We start from the raw sequence: 26,502 nt of genomic DNA, 5'->3' as shown, positions 1-26,502 counted from the left end.
GCTCGGGTGACCGGCCGGCCAGGCTCGCGAATCAGTTAGACTCTGCCCAGGGCATCCTCCGGAGAGACACCTTGCAGAAGAGCGGCGGCGGCGCGCGCGCGTTCCAGAATGCGCGATTGCAGAAGAAATTGATGAAGCAGGCCGACGCCGTGATTGCCGCCGCGGCGAACGCCCATGGCCAGGGCCGATATGCCGAGACCGAGGCGCTGTGCCGCGAGATCCTGAAAGCCCTTCCGGATCATGTCGATGCCCTTCACCTGCTCGGCATGTGCGCCCATGACGGCCGGCGCCTCGAGGAGGCGAGAGAACTGCTGGAGCGCGTGATTGCGCTCGATCCGCGCCTGCACGATGCCCATAACAACCTCGCGACCGTGCATTTCGACCTCGGCAATTACGAGGAGGCGCGGCGGTGCCAGGAGAGGGCGATCGCGCTGAAGCCGAATTTCGCGGTGGCGCTGACCAATCTCGGCAACACGCTGATGCATCTGGGGCAGTACGTACAGGCGCTCGAGCTGCACGAGCGCGCGATCAAGATCAAACCGGATTATGCCGATGCGTTCTGCAATCGCGGCATGGTCGAGATCGTGCTTGGGCAGATCATGCGTGCCAAGGAGAGCTTCGATCGCGCTTTGCTGTTTCAGCCGCGTCACGCCGAGGCCATCGTCGGCAGCGGCATGGTCAGCATGGAGCTGCGGCATCACGAGGAGGCGGCAGCCAAGTTTGCCACGGCGCTCGCGATCAAGCCCGGCGCGCCGAGGATCCTAGCCCAGCGCGGGCGGCTCAGCTACGAGCTGCAGCGCCTGGAGCCCGCGCTTGCGGATTTCGAAGCGGCGCTTGCGATCTCGCCCAAGCTCGAACTGGCGCTGCGCGGCAAGGCACAAGCCTGCCTCGTGATGGGAAAGACCGCGCAGGCGATGGCGGCCGCAGCGGCGTTGATCGAGCAAAATCCGCGCTCCGAGATGGGGCAGGCCCTGATGGGCTTCGCTTATTCGAACCAGGGAGACATGGACGCTGCGATCCACTATCTCGATCGCGCGCTTGCTCTCCGGCCGGAATACGGAGATGCGATCAGGGGCAAGATCTTCTTGCTGGACTACCTCGCGGAGGCCGATTTCTCGGTCCAGCAGGCTGTACGGAAGTCCTGGTGGGACGCGATCGGCTCGAAGATGCCGCAAAGGACGCTGCCAAAGCGGCCGCTCGATCCGGACAAGCGGATCGTGGTCGGCTATGTCGCGGCCGAATTCCGGCAGCACTCGGCGGGCCTCACCTTGCTGCCGGTGCTGCGCAACCACGATCACACCAAGTTCGAGATCGTCTGCTACTATTCCTGGCCGGGCGCGGACGAGTACACCGCCATGTTCAAATCATTGGCGGACGTCTGGGTGGATGCCTGGGGGCTTTCTGACGACGAGCTCGCCGATCGCATTCAGGCCGATAATGTCGACATCCTGATCGACGTGTCCGGCCACACGACCGGCAACAGGCTGCAGGTTTTCGCGCGGAAGCCGGCCCCGATCCAGGCCACCGGCTTCGGACACGCGACGGGCACAGGCATGCAGACCATGGATTATGTGCTCGCCGATCCCATCTTCATTCCGCCCTCGGCCCGGCACCTGTTTCCCGAGAAGATCCACGATCTGCCGTGCCTGATCACGATGGAGCCGGTCACCAATCTGCAGCCTTCCGAGCTGCCGATGCTCCGCAACGGCTACGTCACCTTCGGCGTGTTCAACCGCATCTACAAGATCTCGGATGATGCGATCCGTGTGTGGTCGCGCATCATGCGCGAGGTGCCGGGATCGAAGATCATCCTCAAGCACGGGCTGCTCGACGATACTCTGCTGCGCGATAGCCTGGTCGCACGCTTCATTGCGCAGGGCATTGCGGAGGAGGACATCACCTGCCTCGGCACCACCTCGCGCGACGATCACCTGATGGCCTTCGACAAGATCGATATCTCCCTCGACACGTTCCCGCAGAATGGCGGCATCAGCACCTGGGAGTCCCTCTACAAGGGCGTCCCGGTCGTGGCCAAGCTCGGCATTGGGGCCTCCTCGCGTGCCGGCGCCTCCATCGTGGCGGCCGTCGGCCTCGGCGAATGGGTCGCGGAGGACGACGACGGCTATGTCGAGATCGCCCGCAAGTTTGCCTCGCAGCCCGAATATCTGGCGAAGTTGCGCGCGGGCTTGCCGGCCCAGATCGCAGCCTCGCCCGCCGGCAATGTCGAGATCTACACGCGTGAGCTCGAAGCGGGGTACCGCAAGTTCTGGCGCGACTATTGTGCCGCTGCCGGCGAGCGCGGCGACGCCGCGGTCAGCGAGGCGGACGCACCTGGCGGCTCCTGAGCCGCATCCTGCAGGCGAACCCCGGGATCTCCCGGACGGATTTCTGGTCCGGCAGTTCGGCCGGGCCGGGACGCGAATCAGTTAGACTCGGCCCTGGGCCATCTTCCGGAGAGACACCTTGCAGAGCAGCGCCGGCGCGCGCGCATTCCAGAATGCGCGATTGCAGAAGAAATTGAAGAAGCAGGCCGACGCCATCATTCCCGCCGCGGCGAACGCCTATGGCCAGGGCAGGTATGCGGAGTGCGAGGTGCTCTGCCGCCAGATCGTGCAAGCCGTTCCGGATCATTTCGACGCCACGCACCTGCTCGGGCTGAGTGTGCAGCAGGGCGGACGCCTGGAGGAGGCGCAACAGCTGCTCGAGCGTGCGATCGCGATCGATCCGCGTTCGCACGAGGCGCAGAGCAATCTCGCGACCGTCTACGTCGTCCTTCAGAAATTGGAGGCGGCCCGCGCCTGTCAGGAGAGGGCGATCGCGCTGAAGCCGAATTTTACGCCGGCCCTTGTCGGCCTCGGCAACACCTTGCTCCAGATGAACCTGCCGGGACAGGCTATCGATATCTACGATCGCGCCATCAAGCTGAAGCCCGACTACGCCGACGCGCTTTGCAATCGTGGCGTGGCGGAGCTGGCACTGTACCGTTTTGACCGCGCCAGGGAGAGCTTTGATCGCGCGCTGTTGTTTCAGCCGCGCCACGTCGAAGCGCTCATCGGCAAGGGCATGGTCAGCATCGAGCTCAAGCGCTACGATGAGGCGGAAGCTGCGCTCGCGGCGGCGTTCGCGATCAAGCCCGATTCTGCGAAGATTCTGGCGCAGCGCGGACGCCTCAACTCGGCACTGTCGCGGCTGGAACAGGCTGCCGCGGACTTCGATGCGGCACTTGCACTTTCGCCGCGGTTCGAACTTGCCTTGCGGGGAAAGGCGGAGGTCTCGCTCAGCCTGGGGAATACCGCACAGGCGATCCTGGCCTGCACGACTTTGCTCGAGCAAAATCCACGTTCCACGATCGCATTGGCCTTGCTGAGCTCCTGCCTTGCAAATCAGGGAGAAATCGCCTCCGCGATCGAACATCTCGACGCGGCGCTGGCGATCTCGCCGGATCCAGACTTGATGGCGCGGAAGATCTACTTTCTGGACTTTCTTCCCGACGCAGATTTCACGATCCAGCAGGCGACACGAAGGTCCTGGGGCGAAGCGATCGGCGCCCGCGTGCCGCAAAGGACGCTCGCCTCTCGGCAGCTCGATCCCGACAGGCGGATCGTGATCGGCTATGTTTCTGCCGAATTCTGGTATCACTCGGCGGCGTTCGGCCTGCTGCCGGTGCTGCGCCACCATGATCATGCGAGCTTCGAGGTCGTCTGTTATTCGTGTTCGCCGACGAAAGATGCGATCACGGCCGAATTCAGGTCGGCGGCGGACGTCTGGGTCGATGCCTGGCAGATGTTCGACGACGAATTGGCCGATCGTATCGAGGCCGACAAGGTCGATATCCTGATCGACGTCTCCGGGCATTCGTCGGGCAACAGGCTCCAGGTCTTCGCCCGCAAGCCGGCGCCCATCCAGGTCACGGGCTTCGGACACGCGACCGGTACGGGCCTTCGGACGATGGACTACGTGCTCGCGGACCCCGTCTTCATTCCGCAATCGGCACGGCATCTGCTGACCGAAAAGGTCTATGACCTGCCGTGCCTGATCACGATCGATCCCATCCTGGATGTGCCGCCGTCGGAGCTTCCCATGCTCCGCAACGGCTACGTCACCTTCGGCGTGTTCAACCGCGTCAACAAGATTTCGGACGAGGCCATCCGCGTCTGGTCGAACGTGATGCGGGAGGTGGCCGGATCGAAGATCATCATCAAGCATACGCTGCTCGACGATGCCCTGGTGCGCGACGGTCTCCTCGCGCGGTTTGTCGCTCACGGGATTGCCGAAGAGAGGATCACTTGCCTCGGCTCGTCCGAGCGCGCCGATCATCTGCGAGCCTTCGCCTTGGTCGATATTTCGCTCGATCCATTTCCGCAGAACGGTGGCGTCAGCACCTGGGAATCCCTCTATGCGGGCGTTCCGGTCGTCGCCAAGCTCGGCCACGGCGCATCGTCGCGCGCCGGCGGATCCATCGTGGCGGCCGTCGGTCTCGATGACTGGGTGGCCGAGGATGACGCGGGCTACGCCGCGATTGCATGCCAATTTGCTGCCCAGCCCGCGCTTCTGGCAAAGTTGCGCGCGGAATTGCCGGCCCGGATCGCAGCTTCAGCCGCGGGCAATGTCGAAACCTACACCCGCAGGGTCGAGGAGGGCTACCGCAAGTTCTGGCGCGACTATTGCGCCGCAGCCTTGGAAAGCGGGGAGATCGCTTAGAGCCGAACTGCGCAGTGCTTGTGGACGTGCGCCCTCGGCCCGAGGACGCGCGTAACGATCACACGAACGGCGGCTTGATGTTGCTGCGCTTCTCCAGCCATTCCGGCACCGGCAGGTTCTTGGCGCGCATGAAGTCCGCGTTGAACAGCTTCGACAGATAGCGGCTGCCGGAATCGCACAGCACGGTGACGATCGTCTTGCCGGGCCCGAGCTGCTTCGCAAGTCGCATCGCGCCGACGACATTGATGCCCGTCGAGCCGCCGAGGCACAGACCTTCGTGCTGGAGCAGCTCGTAGATCGCGCTGACGGCGTCAGTGTCGGGAATGAGATAGGCCTCGTCGACCTTGGCGGTCTCGACGATCGCCGTGGCGCGGTTGAGGCCGATGCCCTCGGTGATCGAGCCGCCGGGCGTCGCCTTGGAATCCCCGGTCCTGAAATATTCGTACATGCCGGCGCCGTGCGGATCGGCGCAAGCGATGCGGATGTCCTTGTTCTTCTCCTTCAGATAGCGGCTGACGCCGGCCAGCGTGCCGCCGCTGCCGACCGAGCAGACGAAGCCGTCGACCTTGCCGCCGGTCTGCTCCCAGATCTCGGGCCCCGTGGATTCGTAATGTGCCTTGGCGTTGTCGAGGTTGTTCCACTGGTCGGCGAACAGCACGCCATTGGGCTCGGTCTTGCGCAGCTCGTCGGCGAGCCGCCGGCCGACATGTTGGTAGTTGTTGGGGTTGGCGTAGGGAAGGGCCGGCACCTCGATCAGCTCGGCACCGCATAGCTTCAGGAAGTCCTTCTTCTCCTGGCTCTGCGTCTCCGGAATCACGATCAGGGTGCGGTAGCCACGCGCGCTCGCAACGACGGCAAGGCCGATGCCCGTGTTGCCGGCGGTCGCTTCCACCACGAGCCCGCCGGGCTTCAGCTCGCCGCGCTTCTCGGCCTCCAGGATCATCCATTTGCCGGCGCGGTCCTTCACCGACTGACCGGGATTCATGAACTCGGCCTTGCCCAGGATGGTGCAGCCGGTCAATTCCGAAGCCCGCTTGAGCTTGATGAGGGGGGTGTTGCCGATGGCTTCGACAACGTCGTTGCGAATGGTCATGTCAGGGGAAATCACTACCAAGGGGTTGATCGGCTTTGGCCCGAACCTAGTGCTTGGCAGGCCAAAGGGGAAGGCTTTTGCGCTGCGGCGAACCCGAGCGAAACGCCCACGGAAACAGTGATATGCCCGAGAAGAGACCGGCGCTGATGCGCGGGGCCATGAGGCGGGATATGAGTAGGAGGAAACAGCCGAACCCCGGCCAGGGCAAGAAACGATTGCGCTCCCGATGAGCGCTGTCGCGACCAATTCTTGCCACTGGCGAGACGGGCTGCGACAGGACGCGTGGACTGCGGTGACAGCCCAGGAGAATATCGGCGCGTTGGACGGCTTCGTTTTCGGCAAGATTGACGGTGTTGCGCGCCGCGCAGAGGATGGGACTGAGCTGAAGGCGCGTTGGGCGGTCCAAATGAAGAGCGAAGCTAAGGGTGTGGCCGCGATATCACATGAAATCTTGGTAAGCTTGCTTACGTTTCCCAATGTTTCTCAGTAAAAGAAGTTACTGCGAGACAGGTACTTTTCGTATTTTCTTCAGCGCGCGCCCAGCGCATTGGCCCGGGCATCTCGCAACTGCGGCACTGTCCCGCCGTTCCGCGCCCGGCTAGTATGCATCGCAGGTTCCGTAGAAAGCATCACCGCTGTGAACGCGTTGTCCAAGGCCACCCGACTGTCCCGCCGCGAATCGGTTAATCCGGCGGCGTTGCGGCGGCTTGATCTGCCCGGCGGGGGGTGGACGTGACACACCAAGTTCCAGCGATCGCCTCGCGGCGATCTCTCGGTTCTGCATTCAGGATGCGGCCCGCGGCCCGATGGATGGCGGTGCTGTGTCTCGCCGCCGCCTCGGGGGCCTGCGTGCTGACCCAGGATCTCCCCGATCCCGCGCTCGACGTTCCCGCGCATTACAAATATGCCGGCAAGGGCGATGCGCCGCCGTCGCTGGATTGGTGGCGCGGTTTCCGCTCTGCGGAGCTGACGCAGCTGATGGAGGAAGCGCAGACCGTCAATCTCGACATCGCTGCCGCCGTGGCGCGTATCGTCCAGGCTGACGCCCAGGCGCGGCAGGCCGGCGCGGCGTTGCTGCCGAGTCTGTCTGGCACCGGCCAGGAGACCTATTCGCGCACCTCCGGCTCTTCGGCCTCGGGGCTCACCAATGGCGGCCGTGAGGTCGTCAACTATCAGGCTTCGCTCAGCGCGAGCTACCAGCTCGACTTCTGGGGCCAGAACCGCGATGCACTGCAGACGGCCGAGGAGACGGCGAACGCCAACCGCTTCGATCGCGACACGGTCGCGCTGACCACGCTCGCCGCCGTCGCCAACGCCTATTTCCAGGTGCTGGCCTCGCAGGATCGCATCAGGACCTCTCAGCGCAACATCGCGAGCGCGCAGCGCATCCTCGATGCGGTGAGGGACCGCCGCAAGGCCGGCACCGGCACCGATCTCGACGTCGCCCAGCAGGAGAGCGTGCTGGCGAACCAGAAGGCCCTGGTGCCGCCGCTGCGCCAGACACTCGATCAGAACGTCAACGCGCTCGCCGTGCTGGTGTCGCGCCCGCCGGAGAGCGTGCGCGTGCACGGCGGCTCCCTGGATCGCATCGCGATCCCGCGCGTGACGCCCGGCCTGCCGTCGGAGCTGCTGACGCAGCGGCCGGACATCCGCCGGCAGGAGGCGCAGCTCGCCTCGGCCACCGCCAACATCGGCAATGCCCGTGCGCAGTTCTTTCCGACCATCCAGCTCACCGGCAATGGCGGCTATCAGAGCGCGGCGCTGGTCTCGCTGTTCCAGCCGCATGCGGCCTTCTTCCAGCTCGTCGGCAGCGCGACGCAGCCGATCTTCGACGGCGGCAAGATCCTCGGCAATTTCGAATTGGCCAAGGCGCGGCAGGACGAGCTGCTGCAGACCTACCGCAAGACCATCGTCCAGGCCTTTGCCGACGTCGACAACGCGCTGTTCTCGATCAAGCAGACGACGATCAAGCTGCAATTGCAGCGCGACGTCGTCGCCGCCTCGCGTCGCGCTTTCGATCTCTCCGAGCAGCAATTGCGCGCCGGCACCGCCGACATCGTCACCGTGCTCAACACCCAACTGACCCTGTTCCAGGCGGAAGACGCGCTGTCGCAGGCCCAACTCGCACGGCTTCTGGCCATCGTCAGCCTGTACCAGGCGCTCGGCGGCGGCTGGGAGCCGCGAATGGAGAAACCGGTCAATGCTCTTTAAGCCCGACACCAAGCAGGGCGCGGGAGCGGGGACGGCGACGAGATCGCGCGGCCGCGGCTTCGTCATGACCCTGATCACGCTCGCGATCCTCGGCGGTCTGGGCTATGTCGGCTGGATCGTCATGCACCAGCAGCAGACGAACAACCGCAACCAGCGTCCCGATCTGCCTGTGCCGGTGCTGGCAGCGAGCCCGCGCATCCAGGACGTGCCGGTCTATCTCGACGGCGTCGGCGCGATCCGCGCGCTGAACACCGTGACCGTGCGCTCGCAGGTCGACGGCAAGCTGATCGCGGTCAACTTCACGGAGGGCCAGGACGTCAAGAAGGGCGACGTGCTCGGCGAGATCGATCCGGCCATCTATCAGGCGCAGTACGACCAGGCGGTCGCCAAGAAGGCGCAGGATCAGGCCCAGCTCGCAAACCAGCGCATCGACCTGACACGCTACGAGCAGCTCGCCGCCTCCAACGCCGGCTCCAAGCAGCAGGCCGACACCCAGCGCGCGCTGGTCGCGCAGACCGAGGCGCTGGTCAAGGCCGATCAGGCCGCGATCGACAACGCTGCGGCGACGCTGAGCTACACCAAGATCGTGGCGCCGATCTCGGGTCGTGCCGGCCTGCGCCAGGTCGACCAGGGCAACATCATTCATGCCTCCGACACCACCGGCCTCGTGGTGATCACGCAATTGCAGCCGATCGCGGTGTGGTTCAGCCTGCCGCAGCAACAGATCATGCGGGTCAATGCGGCCGCGGCGAAGGGTACGCTCGCGGTCGACGTGTTCGGCAATGACGGCATTACGGTGATCGATACCGGCAAGCTTACCGGCATCGACAACCAGGTCGACCAGACCACCGGCACGCTCAGGCTCAAGGCCGAATTTCCCAATGCCAATTACCAGCTCTGGCCGGGCCAGTTCGTCAACGTCCGCCTCAAGGTCGAGACCTTGACGCAGGCGCTGGTGGTGCCGACCTCGGCGGTGCAGCGCGGCCCGATCGGCACTTTCAGCTACGTCATCGGCGAGGGCAACATCGTCTCGGCCAAGCCCGTGACGGTGACCCAGCAGAACGAGCATGATGCCGTGATCGCCAGCGGCCTGTCGGCGGGCGACAGGGTCGTCACCACGGGCTTTGCCAATCTGTCCGACGGCTCCAAGGTGATCGTCGGCCGCGACGACCAGACGCCGTCGGCCGATCTCGCCCCGCGCAAGCGCTCGCGCGCACCGGACGCGCAGAGGCAGGACGGTGCCAAAGAAGGCCAGAAGGACGGGCAGGGCAAGGACGGCGAGTTACGCGCCAAGCGCAAGAGCAGCGAAGGCGACCAGAAGGGGCAGACAGGACCGGCACCGGGGCCGGGGGCATCGGAAAGTGGAGCCAAGCAGCCATGATCCGACAACGGCCGCTTGCAGCGGCAGGCACAGCCCATGGGTGTCTCTGAACCCTTCATCCGCCGGCCGATCGCGACCTCGCTGCTCGGCATTGCGCTACTGATCGGCGGGCTGCTGGGCTATTTCGCGCTGCCGGTCTCGGCGTTGCCGCAAGTCGATTTCCCGACCGTGCAGGTGACGACGCAGCTGCCTGGCGCGAGCCCCGACGTGATCGCCTCGCTGATCACCGCGCCGCTGGAGCGGCAGCTCGGGCAGATCCCGTCGCTCTCGGCGATGAACTCGACGAGCTCGTTCGGCGTCAGCCAGATCTCGCTGCAGTTCGATCTCAACCGCGACATCGACGGGGCAACGCAGGACGTGCAGGCCGCGATCAATGCCGCGGCCGGCGTGCTGCCCAAGACGCTGCCTTACCCGCCGACCTACGCGAAGGTGAATCCGGCGGATGCGCCGGTGATGACGCTCGCGCTGCGCTCGGACACGATCTCGCTGCGCGCAATGAGCGACATCGCCGACACCATTCTGGCGCAACGTTTGAGCCAGATCTCCGGCGTCGGGCGCGTTTCCGTGCTGGGCGGGTTGAAACCGGCCGTGCGTATCCAGGCCGATCTTGCGCGCCTTGCAGCCTATGGCATCGCGATGGAAGACCTGCGCACGGCGATCGCCAATGCCAATGTCTCGGGCCCGAAGGGCTCGCTCGACGGCGCACAGCAATCCTACGTCATCGCCGCCAACGACCAGATCGCCGTCGCCGAGGCCTACAAGCCCGTCATCATCGCCTACCGCAACGGCTCTCCGGTGACCATTGCCGACGTCGCCCAGATCGTCGACGGTCTCGAGAACGACCGCACCGGTGGCTGGTACCAGGGCACGCCGGCGGTGATCATCGACATCCAGCGCCAGCCCGGTGCCAACGTCATCGACGTCGTCAGCCAGATCCGCGCCGAAATTCCCAAGGTCCAGCGCGCGATCCCGGCCGGCGTGAACCTCACCATCGTCTCCGACCGCACCGTCACCATCCGCGCCTCGGTGCGCGACGTGCAGTTCACGCTGGTCCTTGCCGTCGTGCTGGTGACGCTGGTCGTGCTGTTGTTCCTGCGTTCGTTGCGCGCGACCGTGATCGCCGGCGTCGCGCTGCCGTTGTCGCTGATCACGAGCTTCGGCATCATGTATTTTGCCGGCTTCAGCCTCGACAATCTGTCGCTGATGGCGCTGACGATCGGCACCGGATTCGTCGTCGACGACGCCATCGTCATGATCGAGAACATCGTGCGCCACATGGAGAATGGCGATGGCGCGATGGAAGCCTCGCTCAAGGGCGCCAGCGAGATCGGCTTCACCGTGATATCGCTGACGGTCTCGCTGATCGCGGTGTTCATCCCGCTCCTGTTCATGTCGGGCCTGGTCGGGCGCATGTTCCGCGAGTTCGCGCTGACCCTGACCATCGCGGTCGTGACCTCGGCAGTGGTCTCGCTGACCCTGACGCCGATGATGTGCTCGCGGCTGCTCAAGCACGCCCACGAGGAGCTGGCCGTGCCGGGACTGGCCGCGATCAGCCGCTTCATCGACCGCACGGTCCATGCCTATCACCGATCGCTGTTGTGGGTGCTGGAGCGCCAGCGCGCCACACTGGTCGTGACCTTCGCCACGCTGATCGCGACCCTGGTGCTCTATGTCGTCGCGCCCAAGGGCTTCCTGCCGCTGCAGGACACCGCCTCGATCACGGCGGTGACGGAGGCGGGGCCCGACGTGTCGTTTGCGGAGATGAAGAGGCGGCAGGCCGAGGCGGCGGACGCCATCAGGGCTGATCCTGATGTGGTCGGCGTGGTCTCGGTGATCGGTGCGGGCTCCGTCAACCCGACCACCAATGTCGGCCGCCTCGTCATGAGCTTGCGGCCGCGCGGCGAGCGCCGTGACGATGTCAGCGTGGTCGTGACCCGGCTGAAGGAGAGGGTCTCCGGCATCCCCGGCATGACCGTCTATTTCCAGCCGGTGCAGGACGTGCAGATCTCGACCCAGTCGAGCCGCTCGCAATACCAGTACACGTTGACCGGCACCGATGCGACGCTGGTCTCGGAATGGGCGCGCAAGCTGGTTGCGGAGATGCGGCGCGATCCCCTGTTCCGCGACGTCTCCTCGGAGGCGCAGGAGGGCGGCCTGCGGGCGCAGCTCGACGTCGACCGCACCCGGGCCGGCCAGCTCGGCGTGAGCCTGCAAGGAATCACCGACACGCTGAACGATGCCTTCGCACAGCGGCAGATCTCGACGATCTACGGCCAGGCCAACCAGTACCGCGTGGTGCTCGAGGCGCTGCCGATGTACCAGCGCGATCCCTCGATCCTCTCAAAGCTCTATCTGCCGGGCGCGGCGAGCGCCACCGCCGGCGCGCCCAATGCCCAGGTGCCGCTGTCCGCCGTGGCGACGCTGAAGCGGACCACGGCGCCGCTGGCGATCTCGCACCAGGCACAATTCCCGTCGGTGTCGCTCAGCTTCAACCTCGCGCCGGGCGCGGCGCTCGGCGATGCCGTCGAAGCCGTGAAGGTGATCGAGACCCGCATCGAAATGCCGGGCAGCATCGTCGGCATCTATGCCGGCGATGCCGCCGAGTTCGCCAAGGCGCTGGCCGGCCAGCCCTGGCTGCTGCTCGCCGCCGTGATCACGATCTACATCGTGTTAGGGGTGCTCTACGAGAGCTACATCCACCCGATCACGATTCTTTCGACGCTACCCTCGGCCGGCGTCGGCGCCATCCTGGCGCTGATGTTGTGCGGGCAGGACCTCTCGGTGATCGGCCTGATCGGCATCATCCTCCTGATGGGCATCGTCAAGAAGAACGCGATCATGATGATCGACTTTGCGCTCGAGGCCGAGCGCGGGCAGGGCATGTCGCCCCATGAAGCGATCGTGCAGGCGTGTCTCTTGCGCTTCCGCCCGATCATGATGACCACGCTGGCGGCGCTGTTCGGGGCGTTGCCGCTGGCGATCGAGAGCGGCACCGGCGCCGAGCTGCGCTTCCCGCTCGGCATCTCCATCATCGGCGGCCTTCTGCTCAGCCAGCTACTGACACTTTACACGACGCCCGTGATCTATCTCGCGCTCGATCGCATCAACCGCCGTCTCGAGCGGGCGTTGCCGCCGACCGAATCCGGCGGCCCGCCGGTCGCCGGCGCGACCGAGGGGATGCAGTGATGGCGTCGATCTCGGAGCCCTTCATCCGCCGTCCGGTCGCGACCACGCTGCTGTCGATCGGGCTGTTCCTGCTGGGTGTCGTCGCCTACGAGTTCCTGCCCGTCGCCTCAGTCCCGAACGTCGACTTCCCCGCCATCTTCGTCTCCGCCAGCCGGCCCGGCGCCGATCCATCCGTGATGGCGGCGACGGTGGCTTCACCCTTGGAGCGGCGTCTCGGCGAGATCGCCGGAATTAATCAGATCACCTCGACCTCGAGCCTCGGCACGACCAGCATCCAACTCCAGTTCGATATCGGCCGCAACATCGACAAGGCCGCGCGCGACGTGCAGGCGGCCATCAACGCCGCGATGGTCGACCTGCCGAGCGACCTGCCGACGTTGCCGCGTTTCCGCAAGGCGAACACGGCCGGCGCACCCATCTTCGTGCTGGCGCTGACCTCCAAGACGATCTCTCCGTCGGCGATCTACGACGTCGCCGACAGCGTGCTGGCGCAACGCATCTCACAGGTACCGGGCGTCGGCAACGTGTCGATCTCCGGCGCCGACCAGCCGGCCGTGCGCGTGCAGCTCAACCCAGTCGCACTGTCCAATGCTGGAATAGCGACCGACGACGTGCGCACCGCGATCATCGGCGCCAACGCGCTCGGCCCCGTCGGCATCTTCGAGGGCGAACGTCAAAGCGAGACGCTGTCGCTGAACAAGCAGATGCGCACGGCGAAGGAGTTCCGCGACATCGTCATCAAGAGCTCGGGCAGCAATTTCGTGCGTCTGTCCGATGTCGCCGACATCGAGGATTCCGTCCGCAACGTCCGCTCGATCGCCTGGTTCAACAGGCAACCGGCGGTTCTGATCCAGATCACCAAGCAGGGCGATGCCAACGTCATCGACACTGTCGACCGGGTCAAGGCGCTGATCCCCGAGCTGAAGCAGTGGATTCCCGCCGGAGTCGAAATCTCCACCCTGGTCGATCGGACCGGCACGATCCGCGCCAGCGTGCTGGATATGCAATGGACGCTACTGGCGACGGCTGTCCTGGTGATGGTCGTCGTATTCCTGTTCCTGCGGCGGATCACACCGACCATCGCGGCCGGCATCTCGGTGCCGCTGGCACTCGCCGGGACCTGCGCCGGCATGTGGGTCGCGGGCTTCTCCATCGACAATCTGTCGCTGATGGCGCTCGCCATCTCCGTCGGCTTCGTCGTCGACGATGCCATCGTCATGATCGAGAACATGTTCCGCAATCTCGAGCACGGCATGCCCCCGTTCCGGGCGGCGCAGGAGGGCGCCAAGCAGATCGGCTTCACCGTGGTTTCGATCAGCCTGTCGCTGATCGCGGCCTTCACGCCGCTGATCTTCATGGACGGCGTCGTCGGCCGGCTCTTACGCGAATTCTCCCTGACGCTGACCTTCGCCATCCTGGTCTCGACGCTGGTGTCGCTGACGGTCACGCCGATGATCTGCGCCCATTACATCCGGCAGACCACCTCCGGCACGGCAACGCTGTTCGACCGCATCATCGAAGGCACGCTGTCGCGCACCATCGGGTTCTACGCTCGCAGCCTTCGCACAGTGCTGGAATTCCCGCTGCTGACGCTGCTGGTGTTCTTCGCCACCATCGCGCTCACGGTGACGCTCTACGTCAAGGTCCCCAAAGGCTACTTCCCGACGGACGATTCCGGCTTGATCATCGGCGCGACGCGCGCCTCGGCCGATATCTCGTTCCAGTCGATGCTCGGCCTGCAGCAGCGGCTCGCCGAGATCGTGATGAAGGATCCGGCCGTGGCCGGCATCGGATCGACCGTCGGCAGCGGAGGCGGGGGCCCGGGGCCGGCGACCTCGAACCGCGGCACCATGTTCATCAGCCTGAAACCGCCGGAGGAGCGCGCGCACGTGTCGACGGAGGTCGTGATCGACCGGCTCAGGCGGGCGCTGTATCCCGTGCCCGGCATCCGCCTCTTCATGTTCGCCGCCCAGGACGTGCGCGCCGGCGGGCGGCAGAGCGATTCCGATTACCAATATACGCTCACCAGCACCGATCTCGGCCTGCTGCAGACATGGGCGCCGATCGTGGCCAAGCGCATGGAGAGCGTGGAGGGCATCACCGACATCTCCAGCGATCGCGACCCCGGCGGACTGCAGCTGACGCTCTCGATCGACCGCCAGAAGGCGTCCGCGCTCGGCGTCAGGGTTCAGGACATCGACAACGCGCTGAACAACGCGTTCGCACAGCGGCAGATCTCCATCATCTACACCCAGCGCAACCAGTACATGACCGTGCTGGAGATCGACCCGAAGTTCCAGGTCGACCCCTCCAATCTCGATCGCATCTACGTCGCCGGCGCCGGAGATGCGCAGGTGCCACTGTCGGCCGTGGTGCGCGCGACGCGCGGACTCGCTGCGCTCGCCGTCTATCATTCGCAGTCGTTCCCATCGACTACGGTGTCCTTCAACCTGATGCCGGACGTGCCGCTTCAGGCGGCGACGCAGAACATCCAGCGCGCGGTCGATGAGTTGCACATGCCGGAAGGCATTCGCGGCAGCTTCGACGGCAATGCCGGCGACTTCGCCAGGACGAGCGGCCGCCAGCCGCTCTTGATCCTCGGCGCGTTGGTTGCGATGTATATCGTGCTCGGGGTGCTCTATGAGAGCCTCGCCCATCCGCTCACGATCATCTCGACGCTGCCCTCGGCCGGCTTAGGTGCGCTGCTCGCCTTGCAGCTCACCAACACGCCGCTGACGGTAATTGCCTTCGTCGGCATCATCCTCTTGATCGGCATCGTCAAGAAGAACGGGATCATGATGGTGGACTTCGCGCTCGAAGCCGAGCGCCAGCGCGGCCTGTCCTCGGCCGAGGCGATCTTCGAGGCCTGCCAGGCGCGTTTCCGCCCGATCCTGATGACGACCATGGCGGCGCTGTTTGCCGGCATTCCGCTGGTGATCGCGACCGGCCCCGGCACGGAGCTGCGCCGCCCGCTCGGAATCACCATCATCGGCGGCCTGTTCGTCTCGCAGATCCTGACGCTGTACACGACGCCCGTGATCTACCTGCTGATCGACCGCATGCGGCGCCGCTCCGTGCCGCGGCCGCTGGCGGCACCGGCGGAATAGGTTGTTGACGCGCCGCTTCAAGCGTATAGCGGCGCCATGTCCAACCCGCCCGACACCGTCGCCGCGCCGGCCGAACCGATCCCTGAATGCCCGCATTGCCAGAAGCCGATGCCGCTCTGCATTTGCGACAGCGTCACGCCGATCGAGAACCGGCTCTCGCTCCTGATCCTCCAGCATCCGCAGGAGCAGGACAGAGCGCTCGGCACGGCGCGGCTGCTGGCCAGGCACTTCGCCGATGCCACCGTGCGGGTCGGCCTGTCCTGGCCAAGCCTGTCCAAGGCGCTGGGACGGCCGGTCGAGATTGCCTCGCACTGGGCCGTGCTCTATCTCGGCTCGGCACGCGCGGCCGATCTCGATGCTGAAGGCGAGATCGTCGCGCTCAACCGCAAGGGCGAGGTCGCGGAGAACCAGCGCGCGCTCCTCGGCAAGCTCGAAGGCGTGGTGCTGCTCGACGGCACCTGGAGCCAGGCCAAGGCGCTGTGGTGGCGCAATCCCTGGATGCTGAAATGCCAGCGCGTGATCCTCAATCCGTCACGCCCCTCGCGCTACGGACGCCTGCGCAAGGAGCCGCGCCGCGACGGTCTCTCGACCATCGAAGCGGCGGCGACGATTCTGGCCGGCCTCGAGCGGCGTTCCGACATCGCCGAGACATTGCTTACCAGTTTCGAACGGATGCTGGCGCGCTACCGCGAGGTCCAGGCAGAGATGCCGGAACTCGCGCCCAAACCCGCGCCGAAGAGCCGTCGGCGCGACTTCCGGCGCGGCAAGCGCGCCTGACTTTGGTCCACATTGGAAAAGGCTAGTGCCGTCAAAGTCGGACGAAGGCGGTTGCCTCGGCCATTGATCCCCTATATTGCTCCGCCCCTACGGGGCCACGTGGCGGAGTGGTTACGCAACGGTCTGCAAAACCGTGTACACCAGTTCAATTCTGGTCGTGGCCTCCATTACAAGCTCCTGATTTTTCAGCAAAAGTGCGAACTCGCCGCGGCTTTCACGGCAGTGCCGGCAAGGCCTGCATTGCCGCGCCCACCGGGTTTGTCCGGGGCTTGGCGGAAACCCGCGATTCAGTCCCATGGCACAGACTTCGCATGTGCGAAGCGATGCATGTTCCCATCAACTGAGCGCTGGAGAGCACGTGGGCGAAATCGTCCGATTTGTCTCGAAATCCGAGCTGGAGCGGGCTCGTCTCATTCGTGAGGCGCGCGCGATCTATGACAGCATCTTCCCACCGGCCGCACCCGAGCGGGCGCCGCAGGACGGCGACGAGCGCGCCAAGAATTGATCGTCGTGACGCTGGGCGTGGGGGCTCGGTGGTGGGCCGCCCGCAAGGCGAGCCGCATCCGCTGACGTGAAGTCGGCCTCAGCAGGCCGCGTACCAGCCGTCGGGAAAGGGCAAGAGGGGCCAGGCGCCCTCGTTGTCATTGGCAGCCTTGGGCGTCGCGTCGAAGCTCCACGAGCGGGGCACGAATTCCTCCACCGGCACGGGCGCGAAATCTTCAAAGACCATGGCGTCCCGGACAGCATCCAGCAGCAAATTGAATTCGGCTTCGCTCATCACACCCTCGCAGAACGCGGATGGCGCAATGTCGCAAAGTCGGTTTGTTTCCGGATTGACCCGATCGTTCGCATTTTAACGATGCGGCGATCGGGATCCGAATGGTTAGCGATTCCTGAAAATCCCCATGGAACCCTAAGCGCCGCCGCCTCGCGGCGGGTGTGAAAGAGATCACATTCTCAGCGGTTTATTTCTCCTACCCCTTTGCACCATGCCGGCCAATGCAGGCCGGAGCGGGCAGGGTAGAGCGGGAGACTGGTCATGAAGGCGAGATTCTTGCGGTTTGCGGGCGTGAAGAGCCGGGCGCGGGGCGCCTCGACGGTCGGGCTGTTCCTGACGCTGTTTGCCTCCGCCGCCCATGCGCAGGGAACAGCGGAGCAGCGGCGGGCCTGTACCCCCGACGTCTACCGGCTGTGCGCCGGCGAGATCCCCAACGTCCGCGCCATCACCACCTGCCTGCGCCGCAACCGCGCCAGCCTCAGCGAGGCCTGCCGATCCGTGTTCGACCAGGCGGGTGGCTGAACGGCCCCGCTTGTGGGTTTGTGCGCAGCAAGGGCATCGCACGGGCTCGCGAATCCGCCACAGTCACCCTGTGGATATGCTGTGGATTTGCTGCGGATACCGGACGTGGATGCTTCGCTCTCTCGTCGCATCCTGGTCGGCAATCGTCATAGCTCTGTCAAAATTAGCTCACCGAATGATTCGTAAACGCGAAGAAGTTGCGGCGCCGGCCGATATCAGTTGGTTTCCAGCATTCGAAGCCCCATTGATGAACCACGGCCTGCCGAACCGTCCCCGCATTTCGCCTCAAATTGCAACCGACGCGTGCAAGAAGTCTTGATCGGCCGTGAGCTAGGGGTGATCAGGCCGCCTTGAACGCGGGCCCGGAGCGCCGCGACTAACCGACAGAGTGCATAGGGATCAGCGGAACGTGATCGAGCTTCCTCTTTCGAAAGCACCAAAATGGTGCTTTAGTGCTTTCCATGAGCCAATCGCCCCGACACGCGCCGTCTGCGCTGCGTTACAGGCTTGCCCCTGACCCGGCCGCCAAGGCCGCCATCGAGGCGACGTTTCAGGCCTATGACCGCATGATGGAGATCCTCGACGAGGTGGCGCGGGCTCACAATGTGGGTTCCAACGTGGTCCTGATCCACGCCCATGCCTACGAGCCGATCCGCAAACAGACCGCGCTGCCCTCGCGGCTGGTGACGCTCGGCCTGCGCGACCGCACGGAGTATCGCGCCGCCCAAGGACGCCGCCTGCCGCTCGACGACAAGCTCGCCAAGATCAAAGGGCCCGCCACCATTTCGATCGCGACCGTGCAGGGGCGCTTCAGCGTGCCCTTCGACTACGCCGGCTATGCCGAGGGCTGGGGGCAGAGCGTGCCGGCGCGCCTCATCCGCACCGACGACGGTTTCGAAGTTCACTACGGCGTCACGCCGAACAGCCTGCCAGAGGAGGAGAACGCCATGGATACCATCGCTGCCGCTCCCGACAACTTCCTGTCCCGTGTCGGGCGCCTGATCGCCGGGATCGCGTACGATGCGATCGAGCAGGCGGAAGGCAAGAACAAGCTCAAGGTGGTCGGACAGGCCATCCGCGAGATCGAGCGCGCCGAGAGCGAAGCGCGAGATGCGCTCGCCGCCGCGCGGGCCGAGGAATACCGCCTCAACGCGCGCCGTAGCGAAATCGAGCGCGCGATGACCGATCTGACCGCCAAGATCGAGGGCGCGATCGCCGATGGCCGCGACGATCTCGCTCGCGCCGGCATCGCGCGGCAGATGGATCTGGAGGCGCAGTTCGAGGTGCTCTCGCGGGCCATCGACGAGAACAACGAGAAGATAGAGCAATGCGTCACCTCGCTGCGCGCGGTGCTGTCGGCGCTCCAGGATGCCGAGCAGCGCCGCGCCGATCTCGAAAAGAGCGAGGCACATGCCAGCCCACAGGCATCAACGTCGTCGCGGAAATCCGGCGGCACCTCCGCTGCCGCGAAGGCGTTGCGCGCGGGCAGGGCGGTGGCGCGGGCCACCGGCGTGCCTCCGGGCATCCCTTATTCGAGCGACATCGACGAGCTCAGCACGTTGCATCGCGACAAGGAAATTGCAGCGCGGCTGGCCCGGTTGAAGTCGGGCTCCTGAGTGCCGTGTCATGAGCGCTCTGCTCGAACACGTCATGTCGCCGGAAGTCAGGCCGTTCGCTATCGCGGCGGCCATGATCGTCATCGTCGGCTCGATCGAGGTGGTCTCCATGCTGGTGGGGGCCTCGCTCAGCGAGATGCTCGGCACCAACATCGATTTCGCCCATCCCAGCGACAACGGCGTGCTCAATGCCATCTCCTGGGTCAATGTCGGTGGCGTGCCGCTCTTGATCTTCCTGTTGTTGCTGCTCGGCGCCTTTTCCATTACCGGCTTCCTGATCCAGGACATCGCCCGGTTTGTTGCAGGTCCCTTGCCGGCGACGGTCGCCTCTGCCGCCGCCGTCGTGGTGTCGGTTCCGCTGGTCCGCTCCGCCAGCCGGGCTATCGCGCGGATCATTCCCAAGGACGAAAGCTACGTCGTCGGCTTGGGCGATCTCGTCGGCCGCATCGGGGAGGTCGTCGTCGGCCCGCTCGACCAGGGGCCGCCGGGCCGCGTCAGCGTCGCCGACGTCCACGGCAACCGTCATTTCGTCTCGGCGGTCGCGGCGCCGTCATCGGGGCCTTTGCCGCAGGGAACCATGGTCCTGCTGGTCGACCGCGATGGCACCCGTTTCGTCGCGGTGAAGGCCGACGATGAACTCAAGCCGTCCAAGCCCACTCTAAGCAGTTAGCAAGTCCTACAGCGGAGAAAGCCATGTTCGACATCGCAGTCCCGGCCGTGATTGGCGTCGCGCTGATCGTCGTCCTGGGGATCGTCTTTACCATTCTCTACAAGCGCGCCACCCGCGACGAGGCCTTCGTGCGCACCGGGCTCGGCGGCAAGAAGGTGGTGCTCGACGGCGGCGCCATGATCCTGCCGATCTTCCACTCCTACGCCAGCGTCAATCTGAAGACGCTGCGGCTCACCGTCGAGCGCAAGGAGCGGGAATCCCTCATCACCAAGGACCGCCTGCGCGTCGACATCGTGGCCGAGTTCTATGTGCGCGTCCGCCCGGACGAGGAAAGCATCGCGCTCGCGAGCCAGACGCTGGGCGCGTTGACCAACGACGCCGAAGCGTTACGCAACCAGGTCGAAGCGAAATTCGTCGACGGTCTGCGCTCGGTCGCGGCGACCATGAGCATCCTGGAGCTTCAGGAGAAGCGCTCGGACTTCGTCAAGCACGTGCAATCGACGGTCGAGTCCGACGTGAAATCGAACGGGCTCGAACTGGAATCGGTGTCGCTGACCAAGCTCGACCAGACCGACGTCAAGTTCTTCAACCCGGAGAATTTCTTCGACGCCGAAGGTCTCACCCAGTTGAAGACGGTCACCGAGACCCGCCGCCGCGATCGCAACGCCATCGTGCGCGACAACGAGGTGGCGATCGCGCAAAAGGACCTCGAGGCGCGGCAGCAGACCCTCGGGATCGAGCGGACCAAGAAGGAAGCCGAGCTCTCCCAGGAGCGAGACATCGCCAACAAGACCGCGAGCACCCGCGCCGAGGTCGCAACCGCGACGCAGACCGCGCGCCTGACCGAGGAGAATGCCCGCATCGACACCGACAGGGCGGTTGCCGAGAAGGAGGCCGGCGCCAAGCAGGTCAAGGAAACCGCGGTCATCGAGTCGGACCTCGCAATCAACAAGCGCAAGACCGACGCCCAGCGCGAGATCCAGATCGCGACGCAGGAAAACGAGATCCAGATCGCAGCGAAGAGCAAGCAGACCTCGGAAGCCGTTGCCGAGGCCAAGGCCGCCGAAGCGCTCGCCGTCTCGGCCGAAGAAAAGGTCGTGACTGCACGCGCGGTCGAGGTCGCCGATCGCGCCCGTCTCACCCAGGTGCTCGCCGCCCGGACCGAGGCCGAGCGCAAGTCGACCGAGTTGATCGTTGCGGCCGAAGCCGAGAAGAAGGCCTCGCTCGACCGTGCCGAGGCCGTTAAGACGCTGGCCACGGCGGAAGCCGAATCCAACAAGATCAAGGCGGTCGGCGTGCGCAACATCGGCGAGGCGGAAGCTGCCGTCATCACCATGAAGAACGAGGCGCAGAACAAGCTCGGCAGCAACGTCATCGATTTCGAGATCGCCAAGAAGCGGATCGAGACCATGCCCTCGGCCCTGGCCGAGATGGTGAAGCCGATCGCGAACCTCAAGGACGTCCGCATCCTGCACACCGGCGGCGCTTTCGGCGGCAACGGCGCCGGCGGAGGCAATGTGGGCTTCGGCGAAGGCCTTGCCGGCGAGCTGCTCAAGGTGCACGCGCTGCGCCCGATGATCGACGAGATCCTGCGCCAGAGCGGCTTTGCGCCGGGCGACGATCCGGTGAAGGCGCTGGTCGGCGCCGTGACGGGAAAGAGCAACGGCGCGGCCGTGCCGGCGCCTGTGCCGGAGAAAACAAGCCCTGCCGAACTATGAATGCCCGTTCATTGCTGCGGAGAATTCCAACCGATAAACAGGCTGGGCGCGTCTCGCGTCGCGCAAACGTTCGGAAGTGCAGACCGATCGTCTCTTGAATCGTTCGATCTCGCTCCGGACTTGTCTTGAGGCAACGTTTTGTTTGCCGCAGCGCCTGCGTCGATCGACGTCGGGCGCTGAGACCTGTTTCGATCGGAGAATTTCACATGAAGCAATTTCTGTCTGGACTGATGGCCGTCAGTCTTTCGATCGCCGCTGCGCCGTCGCTTGCGGCCGATGCCCGCAACGTCACGGTCGTCAACGAGACCGGCTATGCCATCAAGTTCCTCGGCTTCAACGCGCCGGATGACGGGCTGGACGAATGGGAGAACGAACTCGACAAGGTGTTGCAGAACCAGGCCAGCACCTATGTCGAGTTCGACGACGACGACGAGGGCTGCGTCTGGAACATTCGCGTCGATTGGCAGAACTATGACGAGTCGGTGCTGTGGAAGAACGTCAATCTCTGCAAGTTCACCGCGCTCCGCTTGCGTTACGACCCCGGCACCAAGACCACCTCGTTCCTCGCCGAATAGTCTTTGCCCGGCAGGGCCGGAGGAGAGGCCATTCCAGGCCCCTCCCGAGCGCGTTGCGGATGATGACGAATTCGTCCTTTGCAAGCGCAAGCGGCTTTGTTATACGCAGCCGCGCGCGAACGAATGGTTCGCCTTTTCCTCGGTAGCTCAGCGGTAGAGCATCCGACTGTTAATCGGATGGTCGCTGGTTCGAATCCAGCCCGGGGAGCCAAATCTTTCAGATATTTCAATGATTTGTGTTCGCCTCCTAACGCGGCGCGCGATCTGCTTTCCCTGATCTTTGAACATTGCACCCGTGGTCCGGCGCGGAATCGGGGTCAAACAGATGTGTTTGCGTCGGTCGTCGTCTCGCCATTGGGACGACTCAATTCACGTCGAGCGTGGATTTGCCGGACATTTGCGGAGCTGATTCCCATGCCAGAGATCCAGGTCGACCGTTCGGATATCGCCCCCTCGATTCTGCCGGCCGGCATTCCCGAGCTCAGCGACGATCAATGCCTCGCTTGTCTCGCGCGCGCAGTCGAGGCGCCGGATTCGGCGAGGCTGGACAAGGTCGCTGCCCTGATCGGCCGCCTGGCCGTCGCCATCGAATAGGGCTCGTCGCGCCCCCATCAGGAGGGTTGCGGAGCGCGGTGCGCCACCGCCAACGGCCATGTTGCGTTTTGACCGAGCATGCTCCAAAGATGCCGCGATTTTTCTCCGCGGCATCGTCCGCATTGCAGGGTCCGCAAATGTCCGGTTTTTCGACCGCGCGCCAAAAAATGGTCGATGGCCAGGTGCGCACCAATGACGTCACCGACCGTCGTGTTCTCGATGCCATGCTCACGGTGCCGCGCGAAGCCTTTGTGCCGGCCGGCAGGCAGGCGCTGGCTTACCTCGATCTCGATCTCGACGTGAGCGAAGGCACCGCCAAGCGGTTTTTGATCAAGCCGGCGCTGACCGGCAAGCTGCTTCAGGCCGCCGAAATCGGCGAGGGTGACAACGTGCTGGTCGTCGGCTGCGCCACCGGCTATCTCGCCGCACTGGCCGCCAAGCTGGCGCGGCAGGTCACGGCGACCGAGTGCGATTCGGCTTTGGCCGCCAAGGCCGGGGACGCCTTCACCGCCCAGGGGCTGGCCAATGTCGCCTGCAAGGCGGCGGCCTGTACCGACGGGGATCCCGCTGCCGCCCCCTATGACGTGATTGTCCTCAACGGGGCGGCCGAAGTGCTGCCCGAAGCTCTGCTCGGGCAGCTGAAGGAGGGTGGGCGCCTGGTGGGGGTGTCGGCCGAATCGAGGCCGCCGCGCGCCATGATTGTGACCCGTACCCACGGCGAATTCGGCCACCGGGCGCTGTTCGACGCCGCCGCCCCGGTCCTTCCCGGGCTGGAGCGCGCGGCTGCGTTTGTCTTCTGACGGCCCCAAAGCCGCCCCAAATCCCGTTCTGAATCAGAAGTGTGGCCGGGATGCTGCACGTGAAGAGTTTCCACTGAGAACTACCCTCGGGTAGTTCCGTCGCGGTTGGCCGCGTCCTATGTTGCGGCGGGGCAACGACTCCACTGATACGGTAACCCAGCTCGCGGGCACGAGTCGGGCGTTAGAATGAACGGAATTTCACGGATGCATGGGGTGAAGCTCTTCACCGGAGCTGCGGTTTCGGTCCTGCTGCTGGCGCTTGCCGGGCCGACGCCTGCCTTGGCGGATACGATCGATGGCGCGCTGGTGCGCGCCTATCAGAACAATCCGCAGCTCAACGCGCAGCGTGCCCAGGTGCGCTCGACCGACGAAAACGTGCCGCAGGCCTTGTCTGGCTATCGTCCTCGGGTGTCGATGACCGCGAGCGGTGGCTATCAATACCAGGATCTGCAGAGCGGCGTCGGCACTAACTCAATCCACGGAACCACCTTACCTCGCAGCGCTGGAATTACCGCTTCGCAGACACTCTACAATGGCAATCAGACCGCTAACAGAACGCGGGCGGCGGAGAGCCAGGTGTCCGGTGCTCGCGAAGCGCTGCGCAGCCTCGATCAAAGTGTGCTGCTTCAGGCTGCGACGACCTACATGGACTATCTGCGCGATGCGGCCACGCTTGAAGTCCAGCGCAGTAACGTGCGCGTGCTCGAGCAGACGTTGAAGCAAACCCGCGATCGCTTCAACGTCGGCGAAGTGACTCGCACAGACGTTGCGCAATCGGAAGCACAGCTGGCCGCCGGCAGGACGCAGGCCCTTACCGCGGAAGCAAATCTCACCACCACGCGCGCAAACTTCCGCCGCATCATCGGCAACGAGCCGGCAAATCTTGCACCCGGATCACCTGTCGATCGTTTCCTCCCCTCAACGCTTGCCGCAGCGATCGAGCTTGGCCTGATCGAGCATCCCAACGTCACGGCTGCGATGTTCGGCATCGACGTCAATTACCTGCAGGTCAAGGTCGCCGAAGGTGCGTTGCTGCCCACGATGACGATCCAGGCATCGGCCACACAGGCCAACGAACAGTCCTTGATTTCGTTGCGCTCGTTCAACGCATCCGCGATCGCGCAGCTCTCGGTGCCGATCTATCAGGGCGGCAGTGAATACGCGCTGATCCGCCAGTCCAAGGAAAACCTGGCGCAGCAGCGACTCAACCTCGAAACGACCCGCGACCAGACCCGTGCGACGGTTGTGCAATGGTGGGGCTCGCTGCAGGCCACCAAGGCCCAGGTCCAGTCGGCCCAGGCGCAGGTGGCGGCATCCGAGATCGCCCTGAACGGCGTACGTGAGGAGGCCAAGGCCGGCCAGCGCACCACGCTGGACGTGCTCAACGCGCAGCAGGCGCTGGTGAATGCGCGCGTTGCGTTGGTGACCGCGCAGCACGATCGCGTCGTTGCATCCTATAACGTCCTCGCTGCGGTCGGGCGTCTCTCGCCGCAAGTCCTCGGCCTTGCGACCACGGTCTACGACCCCAGCGTTCACTACCATCAGGTCCGCGACAGCTGGGCCGGCGTGCGCACGCCTGACGGGCGCTGATCCCGCAATCATCCGGTCGATCTCGCCAACAGCCGAGGTCGACCGGTGCTTTGCTTGCAATCATCAAACTCCCTGACATAGCCTTGCCAAGATGATGCGGGTCGATTCGCCCCGCGTTGATGTCGTGTGCGTAACGCTTCGGTGCCGGGGGCAGGGGCACGCCGCTGCACGTTGAGCCGTGATCTGGGGACAAGTCGGGCTGCGGCGACGAAAATGACGGGCCTGTCGTTGCGGAACCGGCCAATCCTGCCGTGCTTGGTGTAAAACAACGCATGCGAGGGCGTTGATGATGTGGAGTCGGAGATGACGCAGCCTGCAAAGGTCACAGAACCCTCCATGGAGGAGATTCTGGCCTCGATCCGGCGCATCATTGCCGACGATGAGGCAAAGCCCCCGCCGGCCGAGGCCGCCAAGCCCGAGAAGGCGGCGGCGCCCGCCGCGCCGGCGAAGCCGCAGGCGATGAACGACATTCCGCCATCCAAGGTCGCTCCACCCAAACCCGCTGCCGAGAAGCCCGCTGCACCGCCGCCGGCCGCAAAGCCGGCGCCGCCACCTGCGCCGGCGCCCGCGGCGGACGCATCCAACAGCCAGGACGATATCGACGCGTTGCTGGCTGGCCTCGATGCGGCCACACCTGCGCCCGAGGTCCGCGCGCCCGAACCAGAGCCAGAGCCCGAGCCGGACGTGCTCGAACTGACCGACGACATGGCGATGGACCCGACGCCGCCTCCGCCGCCGCCGAGCTTCCGCAAGGTCGAGCCGCGCGACGATCTCGAATTCGCCGAACCGCCGCGGCCCGCTCCGCCGCCGTCCTACGCGCCGGTGGACTTCGACGCGCCGCCGCTGCCCCCGCAGCAGCCGATCCTCGCGCAATCGACGGTCTCCGCGGTCGAATCCGCCTTCAACTCCCTGGCCCATACGGTGCTCAGCAGCAACGCGCGCACGCTGGAGGACCTGGTCAAGGAGATGCTGCGGCCGATGCTGAAGTCCTGGCTCGACGACAACCTGCCGGGCCTCGTTGAACGCATCGTGAAGGCCGAAATCGAGCGGGTCTCGCGCGGCGGCCGCTGAGGGCGGCCGACAGGCCCTCATAAAGCCCGGCTTGGGTGTCATATCCGCGCCCCGACCGGGCCGGAAAGCGCCGTTGCCGCCTCGTTTTTCCCTGACCTTTTCGTTGACTTGG

Annotated in this window: 19 protein-coding genes and 2 tRNA genes; 19 read left to right on the top strand and 2 right to left on the bottom strand. The window is 65.1% G+C overall.

The genetic code is table 11. The features are described 5' to 3' along the window. Positions 1 to 71: 71 nt before the first annotated feature. Both ACNJYA_RS19870 and ACNJYA_RS19865 read left to right on the top strand, forming a co-directional pair. The gene (locus ACNJYA_RS19870; RefSeq protein ID WP_439400594.1) at positions 72 to 2,345 is read left to right on the top strand and encodes an O-linked N-acetylglucosamine transferase family protein; all 2,274 of its coding nucleotides are present in this window, start codon (positions 72 to 74) and stop codon (positions 2,343 to 2,345) included. Positions 2,346 to 2,463: 118 nt separating this feature from the next. After that, entirely contained in the window at positions 2,464 to 4,701 is a 2,238-nt protein-coding gene (locus ACNJYA_RS19865; protein ID WP_439363052.1) for an O-linked N-acetylglucosamine transferase family protein, read from the top strand. Between the two features lie 58 nt (positions 4,702 to 4,759). On the opposite strand, the gene ACNJYA_RS19860 is transcribed toward ACNJYA_RS19865, so the two are convergent. After that, a complete protein-coding gene (locus tag ACNJYA_RS19860; RefSeq protein ID WP_439363051.1) occupies positions 4,760 to 5,794 on the bottom strand; it encodes a cysteine synthase A in 1,035 nt (344 codons plus the stop codon). A gap of 789 nt (positions 5,795 to 6,583) precedes the next feature. On the opposite strand from ACNJYA_RS19860, the gene ACNJYA_RS19855 reads away from it, so the two are divergent. From ACNJYA_RS19855 to ACNJYA_RS19825, 7 genes are all read left to right on the top strand, one after another. Further along, entirely contained in the window at positions 6,584 to 8,005 is a 1,422-nt protein-coding gene (locus tag ACNJYA_RS19855; RefSeq protein ID WP_439363050.1) for an efflux transporter outer membrane subunit, read from the top strand. Further along, complete coding sequence (locus ACNJYA_RS19850; protein ID WP_439363049.1) at positions 7,995 to 9,386, top strand: efflux RND transporter periplasmic adaptor subunit; 1,392 nt, start codon at positions 7,995 to 7,997, stop codon at positions 9,384 to 9,386. The genes ACNJYA_RS19855 and ACNJYA_RS19850 overlap by 11 nt, the downstream gene beginning before the upstream one ends. A gap of 36 nt (positions 9,387 to 9,422) precedes the next feature. Beyond that, positions 9,423 to 12,572 (top strand): efflux RND transporter permease subunit, encoded by a 3,150-nt coding sequence (locus ACNJYA_RS19845; RefSeq protein WP_439363048.1) that lies wholly within the window; start codon positions 9,423 to 9,425, stop codon positions 12,570 to 12,572. Next, positions 12,572 to 15,679 (top strand): efflux RND transporter permease subunit, encoded by a 3,108-nt coding sequence (locus ACNJYA_RS19840; RefSeq protein WP_439363047.1) that lies wholly within the window; start codon positions 12,572 to 12,574, stop codon positions 15,677 to 15,679. Before ACNJYA_RS19845 ends, ACNJYA_RS19840 begins: the two co-directional genes overlap by 1 nt. Positions 15,680 to 15,715: 36 nt before the next feature. After that, a complete protein-coding gene (locus ACNJYA_RS19835; protein ID WP_439363046.1) occupies positions 15,716 to 16,456 on the top strand; it encodes a tRNA-uridine aminocarboxypropyltransferase in 741 nt (246 codons plus the stop codon). A 93-nt stretch (positions 16,457 to 16,549) separates the two neighbouring features. After that, a tRNA-Cys gene (locus tag ACNJYA_RS19830) sits at positions 16,550 to 16,623 on the top strand. Between the two features lie 191 nt (positions 16,624 to 16,814). Next, the gene (locus ACNJYA_RS19825) at positions 16,815 to 16,961 is read left to right on the top strand and encodes a hypothetical protein (RefSeq protein WP_439400593.1); all 147 of its coding nucleotides are present in this window, start codon (positions 16,815 to 16,817) and stop codon (positions 16,959 to 16,961) included. Between the two features lie 78 nt (positions 16,962 to 17,039). Here ACNJYA_RS19825 and ACNJYA_RS19820 read toward each other — a convergent pair whose 3' ends face one another. Next, a complete protein-coding gene (locus ACNJYA_RS19820) occupies positions 17,040 to 17,234 on the bottom strand; it encodes a hypothetical protein (RefSeq protein WP_172789091.1) in 195 nt (64 codons plus the stop codon). Positions 17,235 to 17,495: 261 nt separating this feature from the next. Here ACNJYA_RS19820 and ACNJYA_RS19815 point away from each other — a divergent pair, with 261 nt between their 5' ends. The 10 genes from ACNJYA_RS19815 to ACNJYA_RS19770 all read left to right on the top strand — a co-directional run bounded on the left by ACNJYA_RS19815 (position 17,496) and on the right by ACNJYA_RS19770 (position 26,390). Next, positions 17,496 to 17,756 (top strand): hypothetical protein, encoded by a 261-nt coding sequence (locus ACNJYA_RS19815; protein WP_212257044.1) that lies wholly within the window; start codon positions 17,496 to 17,498, stop codon positions 17,754 to 17,756. A 452-nt stretch (positions 17,757 to 18,208) separates the two neighbouring features. Further along, complete coding sequence (locus ACNJYA_RS19810) at positions 18,209 to 19,372, top strand: PspA/IM30 family protein (RefSeq protein WP_439363045.1); 1,164 nt, start codon at positions 18,209 to 18,211, stop codon at positions 19,370 to 19,372. 10 nt (positions 19,373 to 19,382) lie between these two features. Then, the gene (locus tag ACNJYA_RS19805; RefSeq protein ID WP_439363044.1) at positions 19,383 to 20,042 is read left to right on the top strand and encodes an OB-fold-containig protein; all 660 of its coding nucleotides are present in this window, start codon (positions 19,383 to 19,385) and stop codon (positions 20,040 to 20,042) included. Between the two features lie 23 nt (positions 20,043 to 20,065). Next, complete coding sequence (locus ACNJYA_RS19800; RefSeq protein ID WP_172789087.1) at positions 20,066 to 21,760, top strand: flotillin family protein; 1,695 nt, start codon at positions 20,066 to 20,068, stop codon at positions 21,758 to 21,760. A gap of 206 nt (positions 21,761 to 21,966) precedes the next feature. After that, positions 21,967 to 22,335 (top strand): hypothetical protein, encoded by a 369-nt coding sequence (locus tag ACNJYA_RS19795; protein ID WP_439363043.1) that lies wholly within the window; start codon positions 21,967 to 21,969, stop codon positions 22,333 to 22,335. 136 nt (positions 22,336 to 22,471) lie between these two features. Beyond that, a tRNA-Asn gene (locus ACNJYA_RS19790) sits at positions 22,472 to 22,546 on the top strand. Positions 22,547 to 22,749: 203 nt separating this feature from the next. Then, complete coding sequence (locus ACNJYA_RS19785; protein ID WP_439363042.1) at positions 22,750 to 22,929, top strand: hypothetical protein; 180 nt, start codon at positions 22,750 to 22,752, stop codon at positions 22,927 to 22,929. A 137-nt stretch (positions 22,930 to 23,066) separates the two neighbouring features. After that, a complete protein-coding gene (locus tag ACNJYA_RS19780; RefSeq protein ID WP_439363041.1) occupies positions 23,067 to 23,729 on the top strand; it encodes a protein-L-isoaspartate O-methyltransferase family protein in 663 nt (220 codons plus the stop codon). Between the two features lie 204 nt (positions 23,730 to 23,933). After that, positions 23,934 to 25,319 (top strand): TolC family outer membrane protein, encoded by a 1,386-nt coding sequence (locus ACNJYA_RS19775; RefSeq protein ID WP_260379132.1) that lies wholly within the window; start codon positions 23,934 to 23,936, stop codon positions 25,317 to 25,319. Positions 25,320 to 25,622: 303 nt separating this feature from the next. Next, positions 25,623 to 26,390, top strand: coding sequence for a PopZ family protein (locus ACNJYA_RS19770; RefSeq protein ID WP_172789083.1), 768 nt, complete (start codon positions 25,623 to 25,625; stop codon positions 26,388 to 26,390). Positions 26,391 to 26,502 lie beyond the last annotated feature (112 nt).

This window comes from Bradyrhizobium sp. BLXBL-01, assembly GCF_051853025.1.
Classification (GTDB): domain Bacteria; phylum Pseudomonadota; class Alphaproteobacteria; order Rhizobiales; family Xanthobacteraceae; genus Bradyrhizobium.
This window is presented reverse-complemented; position numbering and strand designations above follow the sequence as displayed.